Source organism: Halovibrio salipaludis (assembly GCF_002286965.1).
In the GTDB taxonomy this organism is placed as follows: Bacteria; Pseudomonadota; Gammaproteobacteria; order Pseudomonadales; family Oleiphilaceae; genus Halospina; species Halospina salipaludis.
The window spans coordinates 169378-190268 of sequence record NZ_NSKD01000005.1 but is presented as its reverse complement, the minus strand read 5'-3'; the positions used below and the strand labels follow the sequence as shown (position 1 = coordinate 190268).

At 62.5% G+C, this 20891-nt stretch carries 22 protein-coding genes, 1 rRNA gene and 1 other RNA gene; 21 read left to right on the top strand and 3 right to left on the bottom strand.

Annotated elements, in window-relative coordinates:
• Positions 1–84: 84 nt before the first annotated feature.
• From rrf to CK501_RS12210, 12 genes are all read left to right on the top strand, one after another.
• Positions 85–199 (top strand): 5S ribosomal RNA (gene rrf / locus CK501_RS12265).
• 66 nt (positions 200–265) lie between these two features.
• Complete coding sequence (locus CK501_RS12260; protein WP_095618032.1) at positions 266–1009, top strand: hypothetical protein; 744 nt, start codon at positions 266–268, stop codon at positions 1007–1009.
• Positions 1010–1017: 8 nt separating this feature from the next.
• Positions 1018–1509 carry a ribosomal protein S18-alanine N-acetyltransferase gene (gene rimI / locus CK501_RS12255; RefSeq protein ID WP_095618031.1) on the top strand — a complete coding sequence of 164 codons (492 nt, stop codon included), beginning with the start codon at positions 1018–1020 and terminating at the stop codon, positions 1507–1509.
• Between the two features lie 59 nt (positions 1510–1568).
• Entirely contained in the window at positions 1569–3149 is a 1581-nt protein-coding gene (gene prfC, locus CK501_RS12250) for a peptide chain release factor 3 (protein ID WP_095618030.1), read from the top strand.
• Positions 3118–3966, top strand: a complete 849-nt coding sequence (locus CK501_RS12245; protein ID WP_095618029.1) for a TatD family hydrolase — start codon at positions 3118–3120, stop codon at positions 3964–3966. Before prfC ends, CK501_RS12245 begins: the two co-directional genes overlap by 32 nt.
• Positions 3967–4096: 130 nt before the next feature.
• Entirely contained in the window at positions 4097–4525 is a 429-nt protein-coding gene (rplM, locus tag CK501_RS12240) for a 50S ribosomal protein L13 (RefSeq protein ID WP_095618028.1), read from the top strand.
• Between the two features lie 13 nt (positions 4526–4538).
• The gene (rpsI, locus tag CK501_RS12235; protein WP_095618027.1) at positions 4539–4931 is read left to right on the top strand and encodes a 30S ribosomal protein S9; all 393 of its coding nucleotides are present in this window, start codon (positions 4539–4541) and stop codon (positions 4929–4931) included.
• Between the two features lie 209 nt (positions 4932–5140).
• Positions 5141–5740: a ubiquinol-cytochrome c reductase iron-sulfur subunit gene (petA, locus tag CK501_RS12230; RefSeq protein ID WP_095618026.1), complete on the top strand. Its 600-nt coding sequence runs from the start codon at positions 5141–5143 to the stop codon at positions 5738–5740.
• Positions 5737–6972: a cytochrome b gene (locus tag CK501_RS12225; RefSeq protein ID WP_095618025.1), complete on the top strand. Its 1236-nt coding sequence runs from the start codon at positions 5737–5739 to the stop codon at positions 6970–6972. The genes petA and CK501_RS12225 overlap by 4 nt, the downstream gene beginning before the upstream one ends.
• The gene (locus CK501_RS12220) at positions 6969–7724 is read left to right on the top strand and encodes a cytochrome c1 (protein WP_095618024.1); all 756 of its coding nucleotides are present in this window, start codon (positions 6969–6971) and stop codon (positions 7722–7724) included. The genes CK501_RS12225 and CK501_RS12220 overlap by 4 nt, the downstream gene beginning before the upstream one ends.
• Before the next feature lie 100 nt (positions 7725–7824).
• Positions 7825–8454 carry a glutathione S-transferase N-terminal domain-containing protein gene (locus tag CK501_RS12215; RefSeq protein ID WP_095618023.1) on the top strand — a complete coding sequence of 210 codons (630 nt, stop codon included), beginning with the start codon at positions 7825–7827 and terminating at the stop codon, positions 8452–8454.
• Positions 8455–8485: 31 nt separating this feature from the next.
• The gene (locus CK501_RS12210; RefSeq protein ID WP_095618022.1) at positions 8486–8899 is read left to right on the top strand and encodes a ClpXP protease specificity-enhancing factor; all 414 of its coding nucleotides are present in this window, start codon (positions 8486–8488) and stop codon (positions 8897–8899) included.
• Positions 8900–8907: 8 nt separating this feature from the next.
• Here CK501_RS12210 and CK501_RS12205 read toward each other — a convergent pair whose 3' ends face one another.
• From CK501_RS12205 to CK501_RS12195, 3 genes are read right to left on the bottom strand one after another with little or no spacing between them, the layout of a single operon-like run.
• On the bottom strand, positions 8908–9501 hold the full coding sequence (locus tag CK501_RS12205; RefSeq protein WP_095618021.1) for a D-sedoheptulose-7-phosphate isomerase: 594 nt from the start codon (positions 9499–9501) through the stop codon (positions 8908–8910).
• The gene (locus CK501_RS12200; RefSeq protein ID WP_095618020.1) at positions 9498–9863 is read right to left on the bottom strand and encodes a YraN family protein; all 366 of its coding nucleotides are present in this window, start codon (positions 9861–9863) and stop codon (positions 9498–9500) included. Before CK501_RS12200 ends, CK501_RS12205 begins: the two co-directional genes overlap by 4 nt.
• A 22-nt stretch (positions 9864–9885) precedes the next feature.
• Positions 9886–11727: a penicillin-binding protein activator gene (locus CK501_RS12195; protein WP_095618019.1), complete on the bottom strand. Its 1842-nt coding sequence runs from the start codon at positions 11725–11727 to the stop codon at positions 9886–9888.
• A gap of 80 nt (positions 11728–11807) precedes the next feature.
• Here CK501_RS12195 and rsmI point away from each other — a divergent pair, with 80 nt between their 5' ends.
• The 9 genes from rsmI (at position 11808) to mraY (ending at position 20889) form a co-directional block, all read left to right on the top strand.
• Positions 11808–12662: a 16S rRNA (cytidine(1402)-2'-O)-methyltransferase gene (rsmI, locus tag CK501_RS12190; RefSeq protein WP_095618018.1), complete on the top strand. Its 855-nt coding sequence runs from the start codon at positions 11808–11810 to the stop codon at positions 12660–12662.
• Positions 12663–12702: 40 nt separating this feature from the next.
• Positions 12703–13062: RNase P RNA component class A (gene rnpB, locus CK501_RS12185), an RNA gene on the top strand.
• Between the two features lie 370 nt (positions 13063–13432).
• On the top strand, positions 13433–13882 hold the full coding sequence (gene mraZ / locus CK501_RS12180) for a division/cell wall cluster transcriptional repressor MraZ (RefSeq protein ID WP_095618017.1): 450 nt from the start codon (positions 13433–13435) through the stop codon (positions 13880–13882).
• Positions 13883–13902: 20 nt separating this feature from the next.
• Positions 13903–14835: a 16S rRNA (cytosine(1402)-N(4))-methyltransferase RsmH gene (gene rsmH / locus CK501_RS12175; RefSeq protein WP_095618016.1), complete on the top strand. Its 933-nt coding sequence runs from the start codon at positions 13903–13905 to the stop codon at positions 14833–14835.
• A 2-nt stretch (positions 14836–14837) separates the two neighbouring features.
• On the top strand, positions 14838–15215 hold the full coding sequence (gene ftsL, locus CK501_RS12170) for a cell division protein FtsL (RefSeq protein WP_095618015.1): 378 nt from the start codon (positions 14838–14840) through the stop codon (positions 15213–15215).
• Between the two features lie 4 nt (positions 15216–15219).
• Complete coding sequence (locus CK501_RS12165; protein WP_095618014.1) at positions 15220–16959, top strand: peptidoglycan D,D-transpeptidase FtsI family protein; 1740 nt, start codon at positions 15220–15222, stop codon at positions 16957–16959.
• Positions 16956–18443: a UDP-N-acetylmuramoyl-L-alanyl-D-glutamate--2,6-diaminopimelate ligase gene (locus CK501_RS12160; protein WP_095618013.1), complete on the top strand. Its 1488-nt coding sequence runs from the start codon at positions 16956–16958 to the stop codon at positions 18441–18443. The genes CK501_RS12165 and CK501_RS12160 overlap by 4 nt, the downstream gene beginning before the upstream one ends.
• Positions 18440–19810 carry a UDP-N-acetylmuramoyl-tripeptide--D-alanyl-D-alanine ligase gene (locus tag CK501_RS12155; protein ID WP_095618012.1) on the top strand — a complete coding sequence of 457 codons (1371 nt, stop codon included), beginning with the start codon at positions 18440–18442 and terminating at the stop codon, positions 19808–19810. The genes CK501_RS12160 and CK501_RS12155 overlap by 4 nt, the downstream gene beginning before the upstream one ends.
• Positions 19804–20889 carry a phospho-N-acetylmuramoyl-pentapeptide-transferase gene (mraY, locus tag CK501_RS12150; RefSeq protein ID WP_095618011.1) on the top strand — a complete coding sequence of 362 codons (1086 nt, stop codon included), beginning with the start codon at positions 19804–19806 and terminating at the stop codon, positions 20887–20889. The genes CK501_RS12155 and mraY overlap by 7 nt, the downstream gene beginning before the upstream one ends.
• The last annotated feature ends 2 nt before the right edge of the window (positions 20890–20891 follow it).

Genomic DNA, 20891 nt, shown 5'->3' with positions numbered 1-20891 from the left:
TAACACCCCAGCGCATGCTCCGGATCAACGCTTGAGCCAGCGCCACGCAACACCAGACTCCATTGCCTGCCACACCCTTTTTTGCCTGACGACCACAGCGGGCGGGAACCACCTGATCCCATGCCGAACTCAGAAGTGAAACCGCCCAGCGCCGATGGTAGTGTGGGAGATCCCATGTGAGAGTAGGTCATCGTCAGGCTCCTATACCCAAAGCCCCGCCCGGCTACGCCGTGCGGGGCTTTTTTTTGTGTGTGATAATGACGCCATGGATGAACGTCTGCGCCGCTATTACCTGACCGCCCTGGGGATCGAGCCCTGGTGCGCCCGCTGGCCCCTGCCGGGGGCGGCACCGTCGCCGGAATCTCCGGCTGAGCCCGTGATGGCGGTCCAGCCTGACAAACCAGTGGTGTCAAAGGCAAAGGGCGCCACCCGCCCACCGCCCCAGCCAGCCCTCGAGGGGCAGGGTGTCTCCCTGGATGCGGTCCGGCAAGCTCTGGGGTCCGGTGACGACACCGAAACGGCGGAGCCCGCTGTTGAGGAGGCGCCTGAAACCGACGCCAGCTCTACCGCCGTTGCGGCTCAGCAGGCGTTCGCGGCCATGATCTGGCATGGGGAGCGCTTCAGTCTGGCCGCTTCCGCCGCCGGAGAATTTCCGTATGAGGCCGGGAACAGGCTGGGCCTTAATATCCTTCGGGCCCTTGATGAGGCCGTGCAGGAAGAGGCCATCTTTTTCCGCTGGCCGCCATTTGATAATCCTGAACTCCCCGGTAGTGATGACGCCACCTTTGAGTATGTTCTGGAGCGTCTTATGCGTGGCTCGCCCTCACGCCAGTGGATCATCCTGGGCGAAGAGGTGCGCACGGCAGTGGCGTCAGCGCTGTCATCAAAGGGGCATGCCGTGGTGATGTCTTCGGAACAGACACTGGGTGAGCTTCTGGCGGAACCGGCTGCCAAGCGGTCACTCTGGGAGCGCATGAAGCCCCTGGTGGGGCGGGATCGGAGCCAGTGACCCCCGGAATGCGCAGTCTCCGTCTGGAACAGAGCCAGCTGGCGATGACCACACTGGATGAGTCTGACCTTCCCGTGATGATGGCGCTTGAGCAGACCGCCTCCCGCCATCCCTGGAGCCAGGGGCAGTACCTGACCTGTATGGGCGCCGAATACCGGTTTCTTGGCGCCTGGTATGGCGATGCCCTCGTCGGATTCATTGTGGACTGGCGCATGCTGGATGAAGGCCATCTGATGAACCTCTGCGTCCATGGGCAGTTCCAGCAGCAGGGAATAGGACGGTATCTGCTGCGCTATTGGCTTGCCTCCACGCAGCGTGAGGGTATGGCAACGCTGACCCTGGAGGTACGTGAGTCCAATCAGGCGGCCTACCGCCTCTATGCCGGTGAAGGCTTCGAGGACCAGGGAAGCCGCCCTGGCTACTATCGCACAGCCGAGGGAACCGAGGCCGCGCGCGTTATGTCACTGGGGCTTTCGCCGGTTCGTGCCGGCAACGGCTGACCTGCTACAATCGCCGTCCTTTCGCCGGAGCGTACCAGAGAGAGAGCAGACCCGACGCCATGAGCGATTTCACCGAAGAAGTCCGTAAACGCCGCACCTTCGCGATCATTTCCCACCCGGACGCAGGTAAGACCACCATCACTGAGAAGGTCCTGCTGTTCGGCAACGCGCTGCAGAGCGCGGGGACCGTCAAGGGCAAGAAATCCGGGCAGCATGCCAAATCCGACTGGATGGAGATGGAGAAACAGCGCGGGATCTCCGTAACCACCTCCGTCATGCAGTTCCCGTATCAGGACAGCCTGGTGAACCTGCTGGACACCCCGGGTCACGCGGATTTTTCCGAGGACACCTATCGCACCCTTACCGCAGTGGACTCCTGCCTGATGGTGATCGATGCGGCCAAGGGTGTGGAGGAGCGTACCATCAAACTCATGGAGGTCACGCGTCTCCGGGATACACCCATCCTGACCTTCATGAACAAGCTGGATCGGGATGTGCGGGATCCGGTGGAGCTGATGGACGAGGTGGAGGATGTGCTCAACATTGCCTGCGCACCCATCACCTGGCCCATCGGCATGGGCAAGCAGTTCCAGGGCGTCTATCATCTGCTCCGGGATGAGGTCATCCTGTATCAATCGGGCCAGGGGCACCGTATCCAGGACAGCCGCGTGATCAAGGGCCTGGATAATCCGGAACTGGATGAGGCGATCGGCACCTACGCAGAGGAACTGCGCGGGGAGATTGAGCTGGTCAAGGGGGCCTCCCATGAGTTCGATCTGGATGCGTTCCTCCGCGGTGAGCTTACGCCTGTCTACTTCGGTACGGCGCTGGGGAACTTCGGTGTCGATCACATGCTCGACGGACTGGTCGAGTGGGCACCATCGCCCCAGACCCGGGAACTCACGCAGCGCCCGGTTGAAGCCACCGAAGAGAAGTTCTCCGGCTTTGTATTCAAGATCCAGGCGAACATGGATCCGAAGCACCGGGACCGGATCGCGTTCCTCAGGATTGTCTCCGGACGCTATCAGCAGGGCATGAAGATCCATCATGTGCGGATCGGCAAGGACGTGCGGATCAGTGACGCGCTGACGTTCATGGCCGGCGACCGGGAGCGGGCCGAAGAGGCCGTTGCGGGGGATATCATCGGGCTGCACAACCACGGCACCATCCAGCTCGGTGATACCTTCACCGAGGGCGAGAAAGATCGTTTCACGGGCATCCCCAACTTTGCACCGGAGTTGTTCCGCCGTATCCAGCTGCGCGACCCGATGAAGGCCAAGCAGCTCCAGAAGGGACTGATCCAGCTGTCTGAAGAGGGCGCGGTGCAGGTCTTCCGGCCCGTACGCAACAATGACCTGATCGTGGGGGCCGTGGGGACGCTCCAGTTTGACGTGGTTGTGGCGCGGCTTAAGAACGAGTACGGGGTCGATGCCGTCTATGAGCCCATCAACGTGGCAACGGCGCGGTGGATCACCTGTGAGGACCCCAAGAAGCTTGAGGAGTTCGAGCGCAGGAACCAGGATAATCTGGCTCTGGACGGGAGTGACAACCTGACCTACATCGCGCCCACCATGGTCAATCTCCAGCTGGCGCAGGAGCGTTATCCGGATGTGGCCTTCCACAAGACCAAGGAACGGTGAAGCATCCGCGCAGGGGCTGATCGATGCCCACTGCCACATCGATTTCCCTCAGTTTGATGACCGGCGGGAGCAACTGCTTTCCGAATGCGCCGCAAACGGGATCCGCCGGATCGTGGTGCCCGGCACTGTACCTGAAGGCTGGCAGAAAATCCTGGAGCTGGCGCGCGCTCACTCGATGTTGGCGCCGGCAGCGGGTCTCCACCCTTGGTGGGTGGATGGCACCGGAGACGACAGTCTCGAACAGCTGGACCAGCTTCTTGCCGCCAACAGCGATCTCTTGGCGGTGGGAGAGTGCGGGCTGGACCGGAAAAAGGGGCCGGCGCTGACGCAGCAACAGTCGGTTTTCGAGGCCCAGATCCGGTTGGCCGGGCGCCATGATCGGCCGTTGCTGATCCACAGCGTGGGAACCCACGACACGGTGCTGGCACTGCTGCGCCGGCTCGGGTTCACCCTTCCGTTCCTGATGCACGGTTTCAGCGGCTCCAGGGAACAGGCCGAAGCGCTGGTCCGTCAGGGCGGTTTTATCGGCGTCAGCGGCATTATCACGCACCCGCGGGCCAGCAGGGCCCGGCGTGTCATGGCACAGCTGCCTCTTGAGTCGCTGGTGCTGGAAACGGATGCGCCGGGCCTGCCTCCCCACGGAGTGCCCAGGGACGGAAACACGCCGCTGAATCTGCCATGGGTACTGGATACCCTCTGCAGCCTCCGGCAAGAGCCCCCGGCGGAGATTGTTGCGGCAATCCGCGACAATACCCGGCGCCTGTTCATGCAACGACTGGACACCGAGGGTTTGCAGAAGCCGGGTGCTCCGGTATAATGCCGCACCTGGCTTTTGGCGGGATCCGCAGCCCAGCCCCGATGCGGACCCGTTCGATACCTGGTTGTGATTACACGTCGCGGCCCTCGCAGGACGTGACGTCATAGCTTATTGATTCAAGGCGGGATTCATGAAAACTCAGAGTGCAAAACCGGAAAGCGTTACACGCGACTGGTTCGTGGTGGACGCGGCTGACAAGACGCTGGGGCGTCTTTCAACGGAAATTGCCCGTCGTCTTCGGGGCAAGCATAAACCGGAATTTACCCCCCATGTGGACACGGGTGACTACATTGTGGTCATCAATGCGGAAAAAGTGCGCGTGACCGGCAGGAAAAGCACGCAGAAGCACTACTATCGCCATACCGGCTTCCCGGGTGGGCTGCGTTCGATGAACTTCGAGGAGATGATCCAGCGTCATCCCGAGCGTGTCATCGAGTACTCAGTGAAGGGCATGCTGCCGCGTGGTCCGCTGGGTCGTGCCATGTTCCGGAAGCTCAAGGTCTATGCCGGCGACGAGCATCCGCACGCCGCACAGCAGCCCCAGCAACTCGAGATTTAAACGGAAGGCGATTATGTCAGCTACTTATAACTACGGTACCGGTCGTCGCAAGATGTCTTCCGCACGGGTCTTTATCAAGCCCGGCAGCGGTAACATCGAAGTCAACGGGCAGTCCCTGGAGCACTTCTTCGGTCGTGATACCCTCCGGATGATCGTCAAGCAGCCCCTGGTGGTTGCCGACGCCGAAGACCGATTCGATATCAAGATCACCGTCAGCGGTGGTGGTTCCAGCGGTCAGGCCGGGGCGGTTCGCCACGGCCTGACACGTGCGCTGATGGACTATGATGAGACGCTGCGCCCTGCGCTGCGCCGTGCCGGCTACGTGACGCGTGATGACCGCGCGGTTGAGCGTAAGAAGGTCGGCCTCCGCAAGGCTCGCAAGCGGCCGCAGTACTCCAAGCGCTAAGCCGTCTCCGGCGGCTGCCCCCGGAAGGCCCGATTTGCAGATCGGGCCTTTTTGTGTCGGGCAATGGAAGGTTGCAAGCTTGTAAGCGGTGACTGATTTAAATAACATTTGGTCGTTTTGATCCGGGTTGATCGCGACCGAATCAGGAGCCAACCGAGTGTGTCGAATGACCGCCTCGGCACGCGAATGCTTAATGGGAGAAGGCCAGTATGAACAATGGCGACGTGAACCACGGTCGGCGGCGCTTTCTGGTGGGCGCAACGACGGTTGTTGGTGGCGTCGGGGCTGTTGGAGCCGCGGTGCCGTTTGTCAGTTCCTGGTGGCCCAGTGCCAAAGCTGAGGCAGCTGGGGCCCCACGCAGGGTGGATATCTCAAAGATCGATGCTGGTCAGCGGATAACCGTTGAGTGGCGTGGGAAGCCGGTCTGGGTCGTAAGGCGCACGCCGGAAATGCTGGAAAATCTTGAAGGGATCTCTGACCGCCTGGAGGATCCGGAATCCAAAGAGCCCCAGCAGCCCTCCTACATTGAGGGCCATGCCCGTGCGATCAAGCCAGAGTTCCTGGTTGTGGTTGGTATCTGTACCCATCTGGGCTGCTCGCCCAGCTTCAGGCCTACGGAAGGCGCTGAAGGTCTTGGGGATGACTGGCCCGGCGGCTTCTTCTGCGCCTGTCACGGATCCAAGTTTGATCTCTCGGGTCGGGTGTTCACGGGCGTTCCCGCCCCGACCAATCTCGAGATTCCACCGTATCGCTATGAGGATGACGGTCAGACCATCGCCATTGGCCTGGATCCGGAGGACGCAGCATGAATAAACTGATTCAGTGGGTCGACGAGCGGCTGCCGGTTGTGGACGCTTTCGAGCGCCACATGAGCAAGTACTACGCGCCCAAGAACTTCAACGTCTGGTACGTATTCGGTGTGCTGTCGATGCTGGTTCTCGTCAACCAGCTGCTGACAGGCATCTGGCTGACCATGATGTACACGCCTACGGCCGAGGGCGCGTTCGCCTCGGTTGAGTACATCATGCGGGACGTGGAATACGGCTGGCTGCTGCGCTACATGCACTCCACCGGCGCCTCCATGTTCTTCCTGGTCGTCTATCTCCACATGTTCCGGGGCCTGATGTACGGTTCCTACCAGAAGCCGCGTGAGCTGATCTGGATCTTCGGCATGGCGATCTATCTGATCCTCATGGCGGAAGCCTTCATGGGCTACGTGCTTCCCTGGGGGCAGATGTCCTACTGGGGCGCCCAGGTAATCATCAACCTGTTCAGTGCCATTCCCGGCATCGGTGAGGATCTGGCGCTGTGGATCCGGGGTGATTACCTGATCTCGGGCGCGACCCTGAACCGTTTCTTCGCGCTGCACGTGGTGGCACTGCCGATTGTGCTCCTCGGGCTGGTGGTTCTGCATATCCTCGCTCTGCATGAGGTCGGATCCAACAACCCGGATGGCATCGACATCAAGAAGAACAAGGATGCAGACGGCAAGCCGAAAGACGGTATCCCGTTCCATCCCTATTACACCGTGCATGACCTGGTTCCGATCGCGGTCTTTCTGGCGGTATTTGCCATTGTTGTCTTCTACTTCCCGGAAATGGGCGGCTATTTCATTGAGAAGCCGAACTTCCAGGAGGCGGATCCGCTGCAGACACCGGACCACATTGCGCCGGTATGGTACTTTACGCCCTTCTACGCGATGCTGCGGGCGATCACCTTCAATCTGTTCGGGCTCTCCTCGCAGTTCTGGGGTGTCATCGTGATGGGTGCCGCCATTGCCATCCTCTTCGTGCTGCCGTGGCTTGACCGGAGCCCGGTGCGCTCGATGCGCTACAAGGGCTGGTTCAGCCGTGGCGCGCTGGCGCTGTTCGCGGTCAGCTTTGTAATGCTCGGCTATCTGGGTGCTGAACCGGCGACGCCGATCAAGACGATGCTCGCGCAGATCGGCACAGCCATCTACTTCGGCTACTTCATCCTGATGCCGTTCTACACGCGGATGGAGTCCACGAAACCGGTTCCGGAGAGGGTGACTACCAAATGAAACAGCTTCTGACTGTAATACTGGCTATGTGCATGCCGGTCGTCGCTTCGGCGGCCGGGGGAGGGGGCAACCTCGACAGTATGGAGCCGGATCTGAGCGATCAGTCCTCGCTCCAGCGTGGTGCCCAGATCTTCACCAACAACTGCATGGGCTGCCATTCGGCGGAGTACTCCCGTTACAAGCGGGTGGCCAAGGACCTGGGGATTCCGAAGGAACTGTATGAACAGAACCTGATCTTTACGGATGCCCGTTTCGGGGAGCTGATGAAGATCGGTATGCCGGAAGAACAGGCCGCTTCCTGGTTCGGCACCGCGCCGCCGGATCTGACCCTGACCGCAAGGGTGAACGGACCGGATTGGCTCTACTCATACCTGCGCGCTTTCTACAAGGACGAGAGTCGGCCTCATGGCGTGAACAACGCGGTTTTCGACAACGTAGGCATGCCCCATGTGATGGTCAATCAGGGCGGCCTCTGTGCGGAGCCTCCGCATATCGGTCAGGAATCCAAGGTTGATCCTTCCACCGGTGAGGTGGTTGGGGATGATATCTGCGATGACTGGGCGATTGAGGGCAGCATGGAGCCCGAGGAATTCGACCGGGCCATGTATGACCTGACCAACTTCCTGGTCTATCTCGGTGAACCGGCCCTGATGGATCGCAAGCGCATTGGCGTTTACGTGCTGATCTTCATCGGTGTCTTCTTCATCTTCGCGTACCTGCTGAACCGCGAATACTGGAAAGACATCCACTGACGGAGTCCGGTATAATCCCGCCTCCAGTGCCCGGTACGCCGTACCGGGCCATCCGCTTTCAGTCCCTTCTTTCCGATCGGCGAACTCATGGGGTAACACTATGGCTGCTGTGACCAAACGGTCCTCAATGACCTTCTTTTCCGACCCGCAGAGCCATTACAGCCACCGGGTGAGGATTGTACTCGCGGAGAAAGGGGTGACCGTTGATGTGGTCAACGTGGACCCTTCCAATCCGCCGGCGGAGCTTGCCGACCTGAATCCCTACAATGCGCTGCCGACACTGGTGGACCGGGATCTGGTGCTCTATGAGCCCAATATCATGATGGAGTACCTGGACGAACGGTTCCCGCACCCGCCCCTGCTTCCGGTCTACCCGGTCGCGCGGGCCCAGAGCCGGCTGATGATGTGGCGTGTTGGGCGCGACTGGTGTTCCCTGGTGGACCGGATTGAGGCGGGCAGCAATGACAAAGACGCTGACCAGGCCCGGAAGGAACTGCGGGAAAGTCTGGTGGCGTCGGCACCGCTGTTCCAGGAGATGCCGTTCTTCCTCAGTGAGGAGTTCACCATGGCGGATTGCTGCATCGGGCCACTGCTCTGGCGCCTGCCGGTGCTCGGGGTTGAGCTGCCGCAGAAGGGCATCAAGCCACTGGAGCAGTATATGGAACGCCTTTTCGAGCGTCGGGGTTTCAAGGCCAGCCTTTCCGACGTGGAAGAGGACATGCGAACCTGATCCACTGGATCAGGCAGACCGGGAGTGAGTAATGAAATCGAGCCGACCCTATCTGATCCGGGCGCTCAACGACTGGGTCCTGGATAATGACGCGACCCCGCATCTGGTTGTTGATGCGGGTATGAATGGCGTTCAGGTTCCGGCGGATTACGTCTCCAACGGTCAGATCGTGCTCAACATCAGTCCTTCCGCGGTCAAGGAACTGGTGCTGGGTGATGACGCCGTTTCCTTCACAGCACGTTTTGGCGGTGTTCCGGTCAGTGTTTACGCGCCGGTCTACGCCGTCATGGCCATCTATGCCCGGGAGAATGGGCAGGGTATGGTCTTCGGGCAGGAGCCCGGTGACCCAGAACCCCCCGACGGCCCTTCCGGGGACCAGGGGGAAGAAGGCGACAACGCCGGGGATGCTGGTTCGAAGCGTCCGAACCTCAAGGTCGTGAAGTAGCCGGAGAATCAGCCGTCGCTGAACAGGTGAGCCTCAATTTCGCTGCAGAGCGCATTGAGGATCACCACCATCAGTTCGGCGGTGCAGGCTGCGCCCACATCCGGAAGCGTTATATCGATGTCGTCTTCGTGGAACAGGGCATGAATGTCCGTCTCCGAACGACCGGTTATCGCGATGACACGGATGCCCCGGTCGTGGGCGGCCTGCAGTGCCTGGATCAGGCTTGAGCGGTTGCCGTCATCCGTCAGGAGCAGCAGTGAATCCCCTTCATGGCCGAGCGCCTGGATCTGGCGTGAAAACACTTCCTGGATCCGGTTGTTGAGGCCTATGGCGGCCAGCGTTGTGGCATCCGCCCCCAGGTTCAGAACCGGCAGCGCAGGGCGTTCCGTTTCGTGATAGGCGAGCATGCAGCTGGCGAAATACTGGGCAAAGGCGTTGGCCTTGCCGCTGCCACACACCAGGACCTGGCGTTCACTGAGCAGGGTTTCCACTATGGCGCCGGCGGCCTGTCCCAGAACAGGCGCAACGATGCTGGCCGTCTCGCCGATGCATTCCATGTGGCTGGCAATGTGCTGGTTGAAGCGCTGTTCTGTGTCACTCATGGCGTTGCATCAAAGGCATTGGTGATCCATTCGAATTCATAGTGGTGCTCCCGGGTGATCGTGACCGCGAGCATATCAAAACGGCAGAAACAGTCGTTCAGGCCGTTACGGTGTAGGTAGAATCGAGCCGCCCGGATCAGCTTACGCCGCTTGCGCTCATCCACGGAGGTGGCGCCATCCACGAGTGCGTCTTCCTGGCGGGCGCGGACCTCGATGAATACGAGCGATTCCCCGTCATGCCCGATCAGGTCGATCTCGCCGGCACGGCAGTTGAAGTTGCGCTCCAGGATGCGTAGGCCCCGGGATTCCAGGTAGTCCGCCCCTGCTGTTTCCGCGTGCCGTCCCTGGCTGCGTGTGTCCATCCCTGTTCCCCCGTTGTTTTCCTTACTCGTGGTCAGTGCGCCCAGCAGACTCTTTTGCCGCTTCCGGCAGAGGTCCGGGTTCCCCCTTGCGGAACACCGCCCAGTCGGGAGTGCGCTGGAATCTGCCATTGGCGCTGTTGCGGATCATGCCGGTAACACCCTGGTACCGGTAGGCCTCGATCTCCCGCAGGAGCTGGATCTGATGGGTCAGGCGGTAGCTGTCGAAGCCGAGGGCAAAAAGCCGGTCGTAGTTGTTCGCCAGTGCCGGAAACAGTGACTGCAGGCTGTCGCGTTCCGGTGGTGCCTCGCCCAGTACCCAGGGAATATCGGTGAATCGGATGCCATCCAGGTCGCTGTCCCTGGCCGGGTCCGGAGAGCCGCGGTACAGCAGGGAGCTGCCGTAAACCGGGAGGTCGCCTCCGTAATAGAAGGCGAACAGGGGGTTGATCTGGCGGGCGTCCTCCGGCGACGCCAGCAGCACGAGCGCGTCAACGTCCTGGCGGCGGCGTGGCTCAAAGCGCATGGTGGTGCCGGTCAGGCGCATCAGGGCATTGGCACGCTGGCGGCTCTGATTGATATTGAAGCCGTCCGCCACGACACGGTTGAGGTTGCTGTCCGGGCCGTACTGGACCGTCTCCAGCAGCGTGATGCCCTGTTTGTCGGCTGCGCTGCGCAGTGCCTTTTCCATCCGTACGCCCCAGTCACCTTCGGGCAGGACGGCCAGCACGTTGCTGTGGCCGTCCTCTTTGATGCGCTGTGTGATTGCCTGCATCTCGTCCTCGCTGCCGAGACCGAACTGGAACAGGTTTTCCGGGGTGACGAGTGCATCCCGATGATAGTTCAGTGCGAGTACGGGAATGGCCAGGGCGGGCAGGGAGGTGAGCTCCTCAACAGCCTCCTTGCTGAGCGGCCCTACCACAAGATCCGGGTCCGTTTTGAGCAGGTCCCCGTAGATGCCGCTGAAGGTGCTGGCGTGGGTGTCATGAACGCTGATGTCGGGCGTTGTACGATCAGGGTCGGCAAGATCCTGGTAGTAGGCAGCGAGGAACCCTTCACGCACGGCTTCGCCCGCGCCTCCAAGGGGGCCGCTCAGAGGCAGTGCCAGTGCTACGGATTCCGGGCGCAGTTCATCGAGCTGGCGCAGCAGCGCGAGCTCTCCCGGGAAGGGCGCCGCCGCACCGTGGTCGGGCCATGCCTTCTGCCAGTCCCGGATGGCCCGTGAACGCGCTTCAACCTCATGCTGTTCATGCGCCGCCAGGGCCAGGGCGAGCTCCAGCCAGCCGCGCTCCCGGTAGTCCGAGCTGCGTTCGGCGACCGGCGCCAGTTCGCTCCGGGGGACCTCTCGCAGTGCCCTCCAGATGCGCTGATTGAGCGTCTCCGGCTGGCGTGCGTCACTGCCGTTCCAGAGAATCAGGGTCCGGGCATTCGGCAGGTGCCGCCCTGCGAGTTCATAGACGCCTGTAACCGCTTCAAAGGCGTTGGCCCGCTGTTCCGGGGGCAGCCGCAGGGGCAGTTCGGGGTCCAGCTGGTCCGCAAGGGTCTCTGCTGCATCCGCGTCACTGCGCTCAACGGCATCACGGCTGCTCAGCCACAGGTAGCGATCACGGAGTTCATCCTCGATCTGTCCTGGATCCATTGCATCCAGAAGCGAGCGTGCACTTGCGTATTCCCCGTCACTTTGCAGCATTTGTGCTGCCTTGAGCTGATATTGTCGGCGAAGGCTGGCATCATTGGTGTCCGCTGCGCCACTGAGCAGGCCCTGAATGGTGGTGGGCTGCTGCTCAGGAGTGGAGACCGGCTCCACGGCACAGCCGGCAACGAACAGCAGCAGGAAAACAGTCAGGACCGGCAAACGGATTGTCATGGGCGTCTCGGCTGGCGTTGTTGCAGGTGATTCGGCTTCATTGGAATCCGGCGATTCTAACAGGTAATGGCAGTCTGAGCATGGCCGAGACTTTACAGAAAGGCACCCTTTATGTCGTGGCAACGCCCATTGGCAATCTGGGGGATATAAGCACCCGGGCAGCCTGGGTGCTGGCGGGCGTCGACCGGGTTCTTGCCGAGGATACCCGCCAGACGCGGCGGCTTCTTGAGCATCTGGATCTGCACAAGACACTGACCCCCCTCCATGAACACAATGAGGATCGTCAGCTTGCCACGGTGCTGGATTGGCTGCGCGGTGGCGAGATGCTGGCACTGGTTTCGGATGCCGGAACGCCGCTGATCTCCGATCCGGGCTTCGCCCTCGTCCGGGCCGCGCGGGAGCAGGGGCTGCCGCTGGTCACGATTCCCGGGGCCAGTGCCGTAACGGCGGCGCTGGCGGTGGCGGGTCTGCCCACGGACCGGTTCGTGTTCGAGGGCTTTCTGCCCCCGAAGGCGGGGGCGCGCCGGCGGGCGCTCGAAGCCCTTGGGCGGGAAACCCGAACCATGGTGTTCTATGAATCCCCCCGGCGGGTAGCGGGGGCGCTGGCGGATATGGCTGGCGCTTTTGGGGATGCCCGTGTCGCGGTGGTGGCGCGTGAGCTCACCAAGGCCCACGAGCAGTCGGTTCAGGGGACGCTGGTGGAACTTGCCGATCAGGTCGCGGATGGCAGGATTCCGCTGAAAGGCGAGTTCGTGCTTATGGTTTCGGGAGCCGAGGCGGAAGCCGGAGGTCTGGATGTGGAAGTGGATCATCTGCTCACGCAGCTGATGACCCGTCTCAGTGTCAGTGATGCCGCCCGCATGGCTGCCCGGATCACAGGTCAGGGGCGTAGTGGGCTCTATCAGCGGGCTCTGGCGATGCAGAACCGGGAATAAAGGCCTTGTAAAATGGGGCTGAAGCCGTTAATTTTCCGACTGAGCCCGCTATGCAGTCGCTGTTCCCGTCATTGTACGGGGAGGGAGGAAAGTCCGGGCTCCACAGGGCGGAGTGCCAGGTAACGCCTGGGCGGCGCGAGCCGACGGAAAGTGCAGCAGAAAGGAAACCGCCTAAGCGGCCCACGGGCCGCCGGCAAGGTTGAAAAGGTGCGGTAAGAGCGCACCGCGTGGCTGGCAACAGTCCACGGCGACGGTAAACCCCACTCGGAGCAAGGCCAAATAGGGGTCCAGAGGTGTGGCCCGCACCGGACCCGGGTAGGCTGCTTGAGGTTCGCGGTGACGCGGATCCCAGAGGAATGACTGCACACGACAGAACCCGGCTTACAGGCGGACTCGAACAGGCCCGTGGCTTCCCTCAGTGAAGCCCGGGCCACCCTTTCTATTGCCTTCACTTCTTTTGAACCACTTCTCTTATAGCAAAAAAATCTTGACCTTGACGTGAATTCTTGGAGGTTTCTCCAGGTTTCTGAAAAGGCGGCATTTGTTACCCGCGCGTTACCTATCGTTCACTGCTTTCCCCCCTAAATCACTGGCACAACGGCATTTTTCCCTGATCCAGGCGGCGTGGGTTTTCTTGCATTGCCCCCGGAGTCTTCTTATAGTGTCGCCAAGTGGTAAAAAGTGGCATCAAGTGGTGTCTTGTGGGTTATGAGTGGTGGCATTGGGTCAGTTGGTGATCCGGGCCACCGAATCGGGGTAGCGAATCGACCATGACGAATTTTCTCGGCAGTCATGCGATCAATATGGACGCCAAGGGGCGCCTGGCTATCCCCGCTCGTGTGCGCGAGGACCTCGAGACGCTCTGTGGTGGCCGTATTGTGCTGACCGCCCACACCGAGGAACGCTGCCTGCTGGTCTACCCCGAGCCGCAGTGGGAGGAGATCCTGCCCAAGATCGAAGCGTTGCCGAGCTTCAACAAGGCGGTACGCCGCACCCAGCGGCTGCTTATCGGTTATGCCACACCGCTGGAGCTGGATGGCGCGGGCCGGATTCTGGTGCCGCAGCCGCTGCGTGATTACGCCGGCCTGGAGAAGAAACTCTACCTGGTCGGCCAGGGCCGCAAGCTGGAACTCTGGAGCGAGGAGCGCTGGATGGCCTGGCTTGAGGAGGATGACGGCGATGAGGAAATCCCGGAAGAGATGAAGTCCCTGTCGCTTTAGCGGGGGCTGGAGAATTGGCCATGGCTCATGAGTCCGTACTGCAACAGGAAGCCGTTGATGCGTTGGTGACCACGCCGGCGGGCAGGTACGTGGACGCCACTTTCGGCCGGGGCGGCCACAGCCGCGCCATTCTCGACCAGCTGGATGACTCCGGCCGTCTCCTGGTTCTGGACCGTGATCCGGAAGCGATCCGGGTAGCCAGGGAGCTGGCAGAGGCGGATCCGCGGGTCAGCGTGCAGCGCGGCGACTTTGGCAGCCTGGCCGGGCTTCTGAATGAGGCTGGCTGGTCATGGGTCGATGGCGTTCTTTTCGATCTGGGCGTCTCCTCGCCGCAGCTGGATGAGCCGGAACGTGGCTTCAGCTTCCGTCATGACGGTCCGCTGGATATGCGCATGGATCCGGATACGGGGCAGAGCGCTGCTGACTGGCTGGCCAATGAGGATGAGAAGGAGATTGCGCGGGTTCTGCGTGACTACGGTGAAGAGCGGTTCGCGAAGCGGATTGCCCGCCGCATTGTCGAGGCCCGGCAGGAGCAGCCGGTTACCCGCACCACTCAGCTGGCCGAGCTGATCCGTGAGGCGGTGCCGTTCGAGGATCGTTACAAGCACCCGGCGACCCGCTCATTCCAGGCGATCCGGATCCGGGTGAACGAAGAGTTGCCGCAGCTGGACGAGGCGCTCCGTCAGGCGGTGGATCACCTTGGCCCGGGAGGGCGTCTTGTGGTGATCAGCTTCCACTCGCTTGAGGATCGCCGCGTGAAGCGCTTCATGCGTGACCTCAGCCGGGGGCCGCAACTGCCGCGCGGTGTACCGGTGACGGCAGAGATGGAAGAGACGGGATTCCGGACAGTGGGCCGTGCCGTACAGGCGTCGGAGGCTGAACGCAGTGTGAATGTGCGTGCACGCAGTGCCGTGATGCGTGTGCTTGAACGCAGCAGTGCGGGGGAGGCCTGATCATGGGCGCAACGGCAGTCAGATCCGAAGCCGGAGGGCGAGCGCTGCGCTGGCGGGAAGTGCTGGACGCCGCGACACGTATTTCCAGTCGTATCTTCCGGGGACTCTGGGATCCCAGGGTACTGGCGACGCTGGTGATGCTGCTGGTGCTGACGGCATCGGCGCTGGCCGTGGTGCATGCGTCCCATCTCAATCGGACCCTGTACGGCACCCTCAACGACCTCCGGGATGAGCGGGATGCCTATCAACGGCAGTGGACACAGCTTCTTCTGGAACAGAGTGCGCTCAGCGCGCACAGCCATGTGGAAGGGCGCGCGGCGCGGGAACTGGAAATGAAGGTTCCCGCCCGCGATGACATTGTAGTCGTGACAACGCGGTAGATTCATGGCGGGACAAAAACACCAACAGACCGCTCGCAGGCACGACCGCGTGGCCATGGCACCGTGGCGGCACCTGCTCGTGCTGGTTGCGGTGCTGGGCTCCGCCGTCGCCGTTGCTGGTCGGCTGGTGGAGCTTCAGGTCCTGGATCATGAATTCCTGCGCGAGCAGGGTGAGGCACGCACCGCCCGCGTTGAACCCATTGATGCCAACCGCGGCGTGATCCGCGACCGTCACGGCGAACCCCTGGCGATCAGCACCCCGGTCAAGACCCTCTGGGCCAATCCCGGTGAGCTGCCGTCGGACCATCCCGCGATACCCCGCCTTGCGGAGGTGGCGGAACTGGATGCTGCGCAGTTGCGCGAGCGCCTTGCCAAGAACAGCGAACGAGAATTCCTTTACCTGCGCCGCAAGGTCCAACCCGCCCTGGCCCGGGAAGTCATGGAGCTGGGGGTCCCCGGTGTCTACAGCCGGCGCGAGTACCGTCGCTACTACCCGGCCGGGGAAGTGACCTCCCACGTGGTTGGATTCACCAACATCGATGAACAGGGCCAGGAGGGGTTGGAGCTTTCCTTCAATCACTGGCTGGCGGGTGAGAAGGGGAGCAAGCGCGTACTCCGGGATAACCGTGGGCGCACCATCCGCGATCTCGGCCCCATCCGCGAAGCCCATCCCGGTAACGACCTCGGGCTGAGCCTCGATCTCAGGCTCCAGTACCTCGCCTACCGCGAGCTCAAGGCTGCCGTCGAGGCCCATGGTGCCCGTGGTGGTACCGTGGTCATGCTGGATGTGGACAGCGGTGAGATCCTGGCGATGGCCAACCAGCCGGCGCTCAACCCGAATGACCGTGGCCAGCGGGATCCCGCCCGTGTCCGCAACCGGGCCATCACCGACCTGTATGAGCCGGGCTCGACCGTCAAGCCCTTTACGGCGGCGGCGGCTCTTGAGTCTGGCGAGTTCACCCCCGAAACCGTCGTCAACACCAGCCCCGGCTACCGCCAGATGGGCGCCTACACGATCCGGGATCATCGCGATTACGGCCGGCTCTCGCTCGCCGAGATCATTATCCGTTCCTCGAATGTGGGCATCAGTCGTGTCGCTTCCGAACTTTCCGGGAAGCGGCTCCAGAACCTGTTCTACAGCGTGGGTTTCGGGCAGTCCACGGGCATCGGTTTCCCCGGGGAGTCGGTTGGTATCCTGCCGGCGAGCGTGAACCTGCGCCCTGTTGAGGTGGCGGCGCTTTCCTATGGCTATGGACTCAGCGTGAATGCGCTGCAGATGGCCCAGGCTTACATGACCCTGGCCAATGGCGGTATCCGTTACCCCGTGACCCTGCTTAAAAACGATGAGACCCCGAAGGGCCAGCGGGTCATGTCGGAAGAGACCGCACGTCAGGTTCGGGCGATGCTCGCCAGGGTGGTGGACGAGGGTACCGGCAAGCGTGCGGACCAGGGGATCTACCGTCTGGCGGGCAAGACCGGGACAGTCCATCTGGTCGGCGCCAGCGGCTACGAGTCGGATCAGTACAAGGCGCTGTTTGCCGGCATGGGGCCGGTTGATGACCCGCAGGTGGTCACCGTGGTCACTGTTGATGCGCCTTCGCGCACTGAGTACTACGGCGGTGAGGTGGCCGCGCCCATCTTTGGACGCATCATGGGGGATGCGCTGCGACTGCTGAATGTCAGCCCCTCCGGGGGAGCTTCCATGGCAGATGAATCCGCCGGTGCTGATGGAGGGCAGGGATGAGCCACGTCGCGCACAGTCTCAAGAACCTTCTCAGGGACCGGGTTGCCATTCCATCGGTACTGGATGTCTGGGTGCATGGCCTGAGTGCCGACAGCCGGCGGGTCCGCCCGGGGGATGCCTTCATCGCGCTGGCGGGTTCCGGCGGGGATCCCTGGGCGCACGTGGATGACGCCGTCGCGAACGGAGCGGTGGCGGTCCTGCTGGAGGATGGCGCCGGGGACCCCAGGGAGTATCGTGGGGCCGTTCTGGTTCCGGTTGCCGGCCTGGCGGATTGCCTGGCAGGTCTGGCGGATTACTTTCATGGCCATCCATCCGCCCACCTCACCGTGATCGGAGTGACCGGTACCAACGGCAAAACCTCCGTTACCGGCTTCCTCGCGGCCATTCTGGAGGCGGGCGGTATCCCCGCGGCTACCATGGGGACCCTTGGCTACGCCTTCCGGGAATCCCGGGAGACGGCCAGCCATACCACCCCCGATGTGACCCGGGTGCACAGCCTCCTGGCTGGCTTCCTGGATCAGGGCGCGAAAGCCGTGGTCATGGAGGTTTCATCCCACGCCCTTGTGCAGGGCCGGGTGGACCGGGTGCGGTTTGATGCCGGCGTATTCACCAATCTTTCGCCTGAGCATCTGGATTACCACGCTGATATGGCAGCGTACGGTGCCGCCAAGGCGCGTCTCTTCATGGACCACGAGCCGGACATTGCGGTGGTCAATGCGGATGATGATTTCGGCCGGCAACTGCTTGGCCAATTGCCGGCTGAAACCCGCCTCTGGCGTTACGGATCCATGGCGCAACAGCTCGAATGTCGTATCCGTGATGCCAGGCCCGCCAGCGATGGCATGGCCGCGATCTTCGATACCCGTCTGGGGCGCCTGTCCCTGCAGACCCGACTCATGGGCCATTTCAATATTGAGAATCTGGCGGCCGCCAGTGCCACCGCACTGGCCCTGGGGATCCCTCCCGGGGTGGTGGAGACCGCGGCCGCCGGGGTGGAAGCGCCGCCGGGGCGCCTTGAGCCCCATGCGGCGACCAGCGGCCTGAAGCTGGTGATTGATTACGCCCACACAGCAGCGGCGCTTGAACACGCGCTGGCCGCACTCAGACCCCATGTCAGTGGCGAGCTGTGGTGTGTCTTCGGCTGTGGCGGCAATCGTGACCAGACCAAACGCCCGGCCATGGGCGAAGTGGCGGAACGGCTGGCGGACCATGTGATTCTGACCGATGACAACCCGCGTGATGAATCACCGGAGGGCATCGTGGCGGACATCCTTTCCGGAATGGCCGATGCCGCCGGTGCGCGGGTCATCCATGACCGTGACAGGGCCATCACCACCGCCTTCCGGGAAGCGGATGCGACGGACCTGGTGCTGATCGCGGGCAAGGGCCATGAAACCACCCAGGAGCGTGGTGGCGTCCGTACCGCCTTCAGCGATGCCGGCGTGGTGCGCAGACTGATCGGCGAGGGAGGGGAAGCAGCATGATGCGGGCATTCTCCCTGGCGGAAATCACACCCCTGGTTCAGGGCACTCTGCGGGGTGAGGACCTGTTCTTCAGCCGTGTCGGGATTGATACCCGGACTCTGGCGAAGGGCGCCCTCTACGTGGCTCTGACCGGGGACCGTTTCGACGGGCATGACTTCGTGCGGGAAGCGGAAAAAGCGGGCGCCTGTGCCATCGTCGCGGAGAAAAAGGTGGATGCCAGCATGCCGATGATCCAGGTGCGGGACAGCCGTTACGCACTGGGGCGCCTTGCCGGGCTCAACCGTTCTGAATTCGCGGGGCGACTGGTTGGAATTACCGGCAGCTCCGGCAAGACCACCACCCGGCAGATGATGCAGACGGTGCTGGCGGAAGCCGGTGCCGTGATGGCAACCGAGGGCAACCTGAACAATGAGATCGGTGCGCCGCTGACCCTGCTCCAGCTCGGGCCGGATGCAGAGTACGCAGTCGTGGAGCTGGGGGCCAGCGGGCTTGGCGAGATCGCCTGGACAGGGTCCCTGGCCGCGCCGGACGTTGGCATCATCACCAATGCCAGTGAGGCGCACCTGGAGGGCTTTGGCAGCCTGGAGAGCATTGTCTCCGCCAAGGGCGAGATCATCGATTCCGTGCGCGCCGGAGGCACCGTCATCCTGAATCATGACGAGGCCGCTTTTGAGGACTGGCGGGCACGGGCCGGTATGCGGCGGGTGCTCAGTATTTCCGCGCAGGGGGATCAGGATGCCAGCTTCCGGGCGGAATCCATCCGCGAGGATGCTGACGGCATCGCGTTCACGCTGCTTGGTGATGCCGTGACCGCCACCGACATCCGACTGCCCATTCCGGGTCGGCACAACGTGGCCAATGCCCTTCTGGTGGCCGCAGCGGCGCACAGTTTGGGATTGGACATGGATCGGGTCGCCCGCGGGCTGGCGAAGACACCGGCCGTGGCTGGTCGGCTGGAGCCCATCACGCTGCGGCCGGGCATCCGCATTCTCAACGACAGCTACAACGCCAATCCGGCCTCCATGGCAGCTGCCCTGCGGACTCTGGCCGCCATGCCGGCACCGCGGTTTGCGCTGCTGGGGGATATGGCGGAACTGGGGTCGGAAGCGGCCAGCCAGCATCGGGTCCTGGGCGAACTCGCCCGACAGCTGGGCATTGAACAACTGATGGTCACCGGAAGCCATGCCAGCGATTACGCCGACGGCTTCGGTGACGGGACCCACACCGGCGACGCCCCGGAAACACTGGCGGACCGGGTGTGGGATGAACTGGGGGAGGCCGCTTCGATCCTGGTCAAGGGCTCGCGCAGCGCGGGTATGGATCGGGCGGTTACCCGTCTCAGAGAGAGGAACGACGACACATGCTAGTCTGGCTGACTGATTTTCTGGCGCAGTACATCAGCGGCTTTGCCGTGTTCCAGTACATTACGCTCCGGGGCATCCTGGGGGTGCTGACGGCACTGCTGACCTCGCTGCTCATCGGCCCCGCCATGATCCGGCACCTGGCGCAGTATCAGATCGGCCAGGCGGTGCGGGATGACGGCCCCGAAACACACCTGAGCAAGGCCGGCACTCCCACCATGGGCGGCGCGCTCATCCTGGTGGCGGTGGCGCTGAGTACACTCCTGTGGTCGGACCTGAGCAACCGTTATGTCTGGATCACGCTGGGCGTGACGCTGGCATTCGGGGCCATTGGCTGGGTTGACGACTACCGCAAGGTGGTGGATCGCAACCCCAAAGGGCTGCCGGCACGCTGGAAGTATTTCTGGCAGTCGGTCACCGGATTCCTGGCAGCGGTGGCCCTCTACGCCACCGCCACGCTGCCCCAGGAAATCACCCTCATTATGCCGTTCTTCAAGGATTTCGGCCTGCTGATGGGCCCGGTTGCCTTTGTGGTGCTGAGCTACCTGGTGATCGTCGGCAGCAGCAATGCCGTCAACCTCACTGACGGGCTGGATGGGCTGGCGATCATGCCCACGGTCATGGTCGGGGCGGCCCTGGGGATCTTCGCCTATGCCTCCGGTCACGCCAATTTCGCGGATTACCTGCAGATTCCGAACCTGCCCGGAACCGGCGAGCTGCTTGTCTACTGCGGTGCTCTTGTCGGCGCCGGCCTGGGCTTTCTGTGGTTCAACACCTATCCCGCGCAGGTCTTCATGGGGGACGTGGGTTCCCTGGCGCTGGGCGCGGGCCTTGGGGTCCTGGCGGTCATCGTCCGCCAGGAGATCGTGCTGTTCATCATGGGCGGCATTTTCGTGGTGGAAACCCTGTCGGTCATCGTCCAGGTCGCTTCGTTCAAGCTGACCGGCCGGCGGGTTTTCCGCATGGCGCCGCTGCATCACCACTTTGAACTCAAGGGCTGGCCGGAGCCGCGCGTGATCGTGCGGTTCTGGGTCATCACGGTCATTCTCGTACTCGTGGGTCTCGCGACCCTCAAGCTGAGGTAGGG

What these genes read in the sequence shown, in the direction of transcription:
- CK501_RS12210 (WP_095618022.1), top strand. Translation starts at nt 8,486, where the DNA reads ATGAAATCGAGCCGACCCTATCTGATCCGGGCGCTCAACGACTGGGTC.
- prfC (WP_095618030.1), top strand. Translation starts at nt 1,569, where the DNA reads ATGAGCGATTTCACCGAAGAAGTCCGTAAACGCCGCACCTTCGCGATC.
- rsmH (WP_095618016.1), top strand. Translation starts at nt 13,903, where the DNA reads ATGGCTCATGAGTCCGTACTGCAACAGGAAGCCGTTGATGCGTTGGTG.
- ftsL (WP_095618015.1), top strand. Translation starts at nt 14,838, where the DNA reads ATGGGCGCAACGGCAGTCAGATCCGAAGCCGGAGGGCGAGCGCTGCGC.
- CK501_RS12225 (WP_095618025.1), top strand. Translation starts at nt 5,737, where the DNA reads ATGAATAAACTGATTCAGTGGGTCGACGAGCGGCTGCCGGTTGTGGAC.
- CK501_RS12220 (WP_095618024.1), top strand. Translation starts at nt 6,969, where the DNA reads ATGAAACAGCTTCTGACTGTAATACTGGCTATGTGCATGCCGGTCGTC.
- rsmI (WP_095618018.1), top strand. Translation starts at nt 11,808, where the DNA reads ATGGCCGAGACTTTACAGAAAGGCACCCTTTATGTCGTGGCAACGCCC.
- CK501_RS12165 (WP_095618014.1), top strand. Translation starts at nt 15,220, where the DNA reads ATGGCGGGACAAAAACACCAACAGACCGCTCGCAGGCACGACCGCGTG.
- rpsI (WP_095618027.1), top strand. Translation starts at nt 4,539, where the DNA reads ATGTCAGCTACTTATAACTACGGTACCGGTCGTCGCAAGATGTCTTCC.
- CK501_RS12260 (WP_095618032.1), top strand. Translation starts at nt 266, where the DNA reads ATGGATGAACGTCTGCGCCGCTATTACCTGACCGCCCTGGGGATCGAG.
- CK501_RS12155 (WP_095618012.1), top strand. Translation starts at nt 18,440, where the DNA reads ATGATGCGGGCATTCTCCCTGGCGGAAATCACACCCCTGGTTCAGGGC.
- CK501_RS12215 (WP_095618023.1), top strand. Translation starts at nt 7,825, where the DNA reads ATGGCTGCTGTGACCAAACGGTCCTCAATGACCTTCTTTTCCGACCCG.
- mraY (WP_095618011.1), top strand. Translation starts at nt 19,804, where the DNA reads ATGCTAGTCTGGCTGACTGATTTTCTGGCGCAGTACATCAGCGGCTTT.
- CK501_RS12160 (WP_095618013.1), top strand. Translation starts at nt 16,956, where the DNA reads ATGAGCCACGTCGCGCACAGTCTCAAGAACCTTCTCAGGGACCGGGTT.
- CK501_RS12200 (WP_095618020.1), bottom strand. Translation starts at nt 9,863, where the DNA reads ATGGACACACGCAGCCAGGGACGGCACGCGGAAACAGCAGGGGCGGAC.
- CK501_RS12245 (WP_095618029.1), top strand. Translation starts at nt 3,118, where the DNA reads ATGTGGCCTTCCACAAGACCAAGGAACGGTGAAGCATCCGCGCAGGGG.
- rplM (WP_095618028.1), top strand. Translation starts at nt 4,097, where the DNA reads ATGAAAACTCAGAGTGCAAAACCGGAAAGCGTTACACGCGACTGGTTC.
- mraZ (WP_095618017.1), top strand. Translation starts at nt 13,433, where the DNA reads ATGACGAATTTTCTCGGCAGTCATGCGATCAATATGGACGCCAAGGGG.
- CK501_RS12195 (WP_095618019.1), bottom strand. Translation starts at nt 11,727, where the DNA reads ATGACAATCCGTTTGCCGGTCCTGACTGTTTTCCTGCTGCTGTTCGTT.
- CK501_RS12205 (WP_095618021.1), bottom strand. Translation starts at nt 9,501, where the DNA reads ATGAGTGACACAGAACAGCGCTTCAACCAGCACATTGCCAGCCACATG.
- rimI (WP_095618031.1), top strand. Translation starts at nt 1,018, where the DNA reads ATGCGCAGTCTCCGTCTGGAACAGAGCCAGCTGGCGATGACCACACTG.
- petA (WP_095618026.1), top strand. Translation starts at nt 5,141, where the DNA reads ATGAACAATGGCGACGTGAACCACGGTCGGCGGCGCTTTCTGGTGGGC.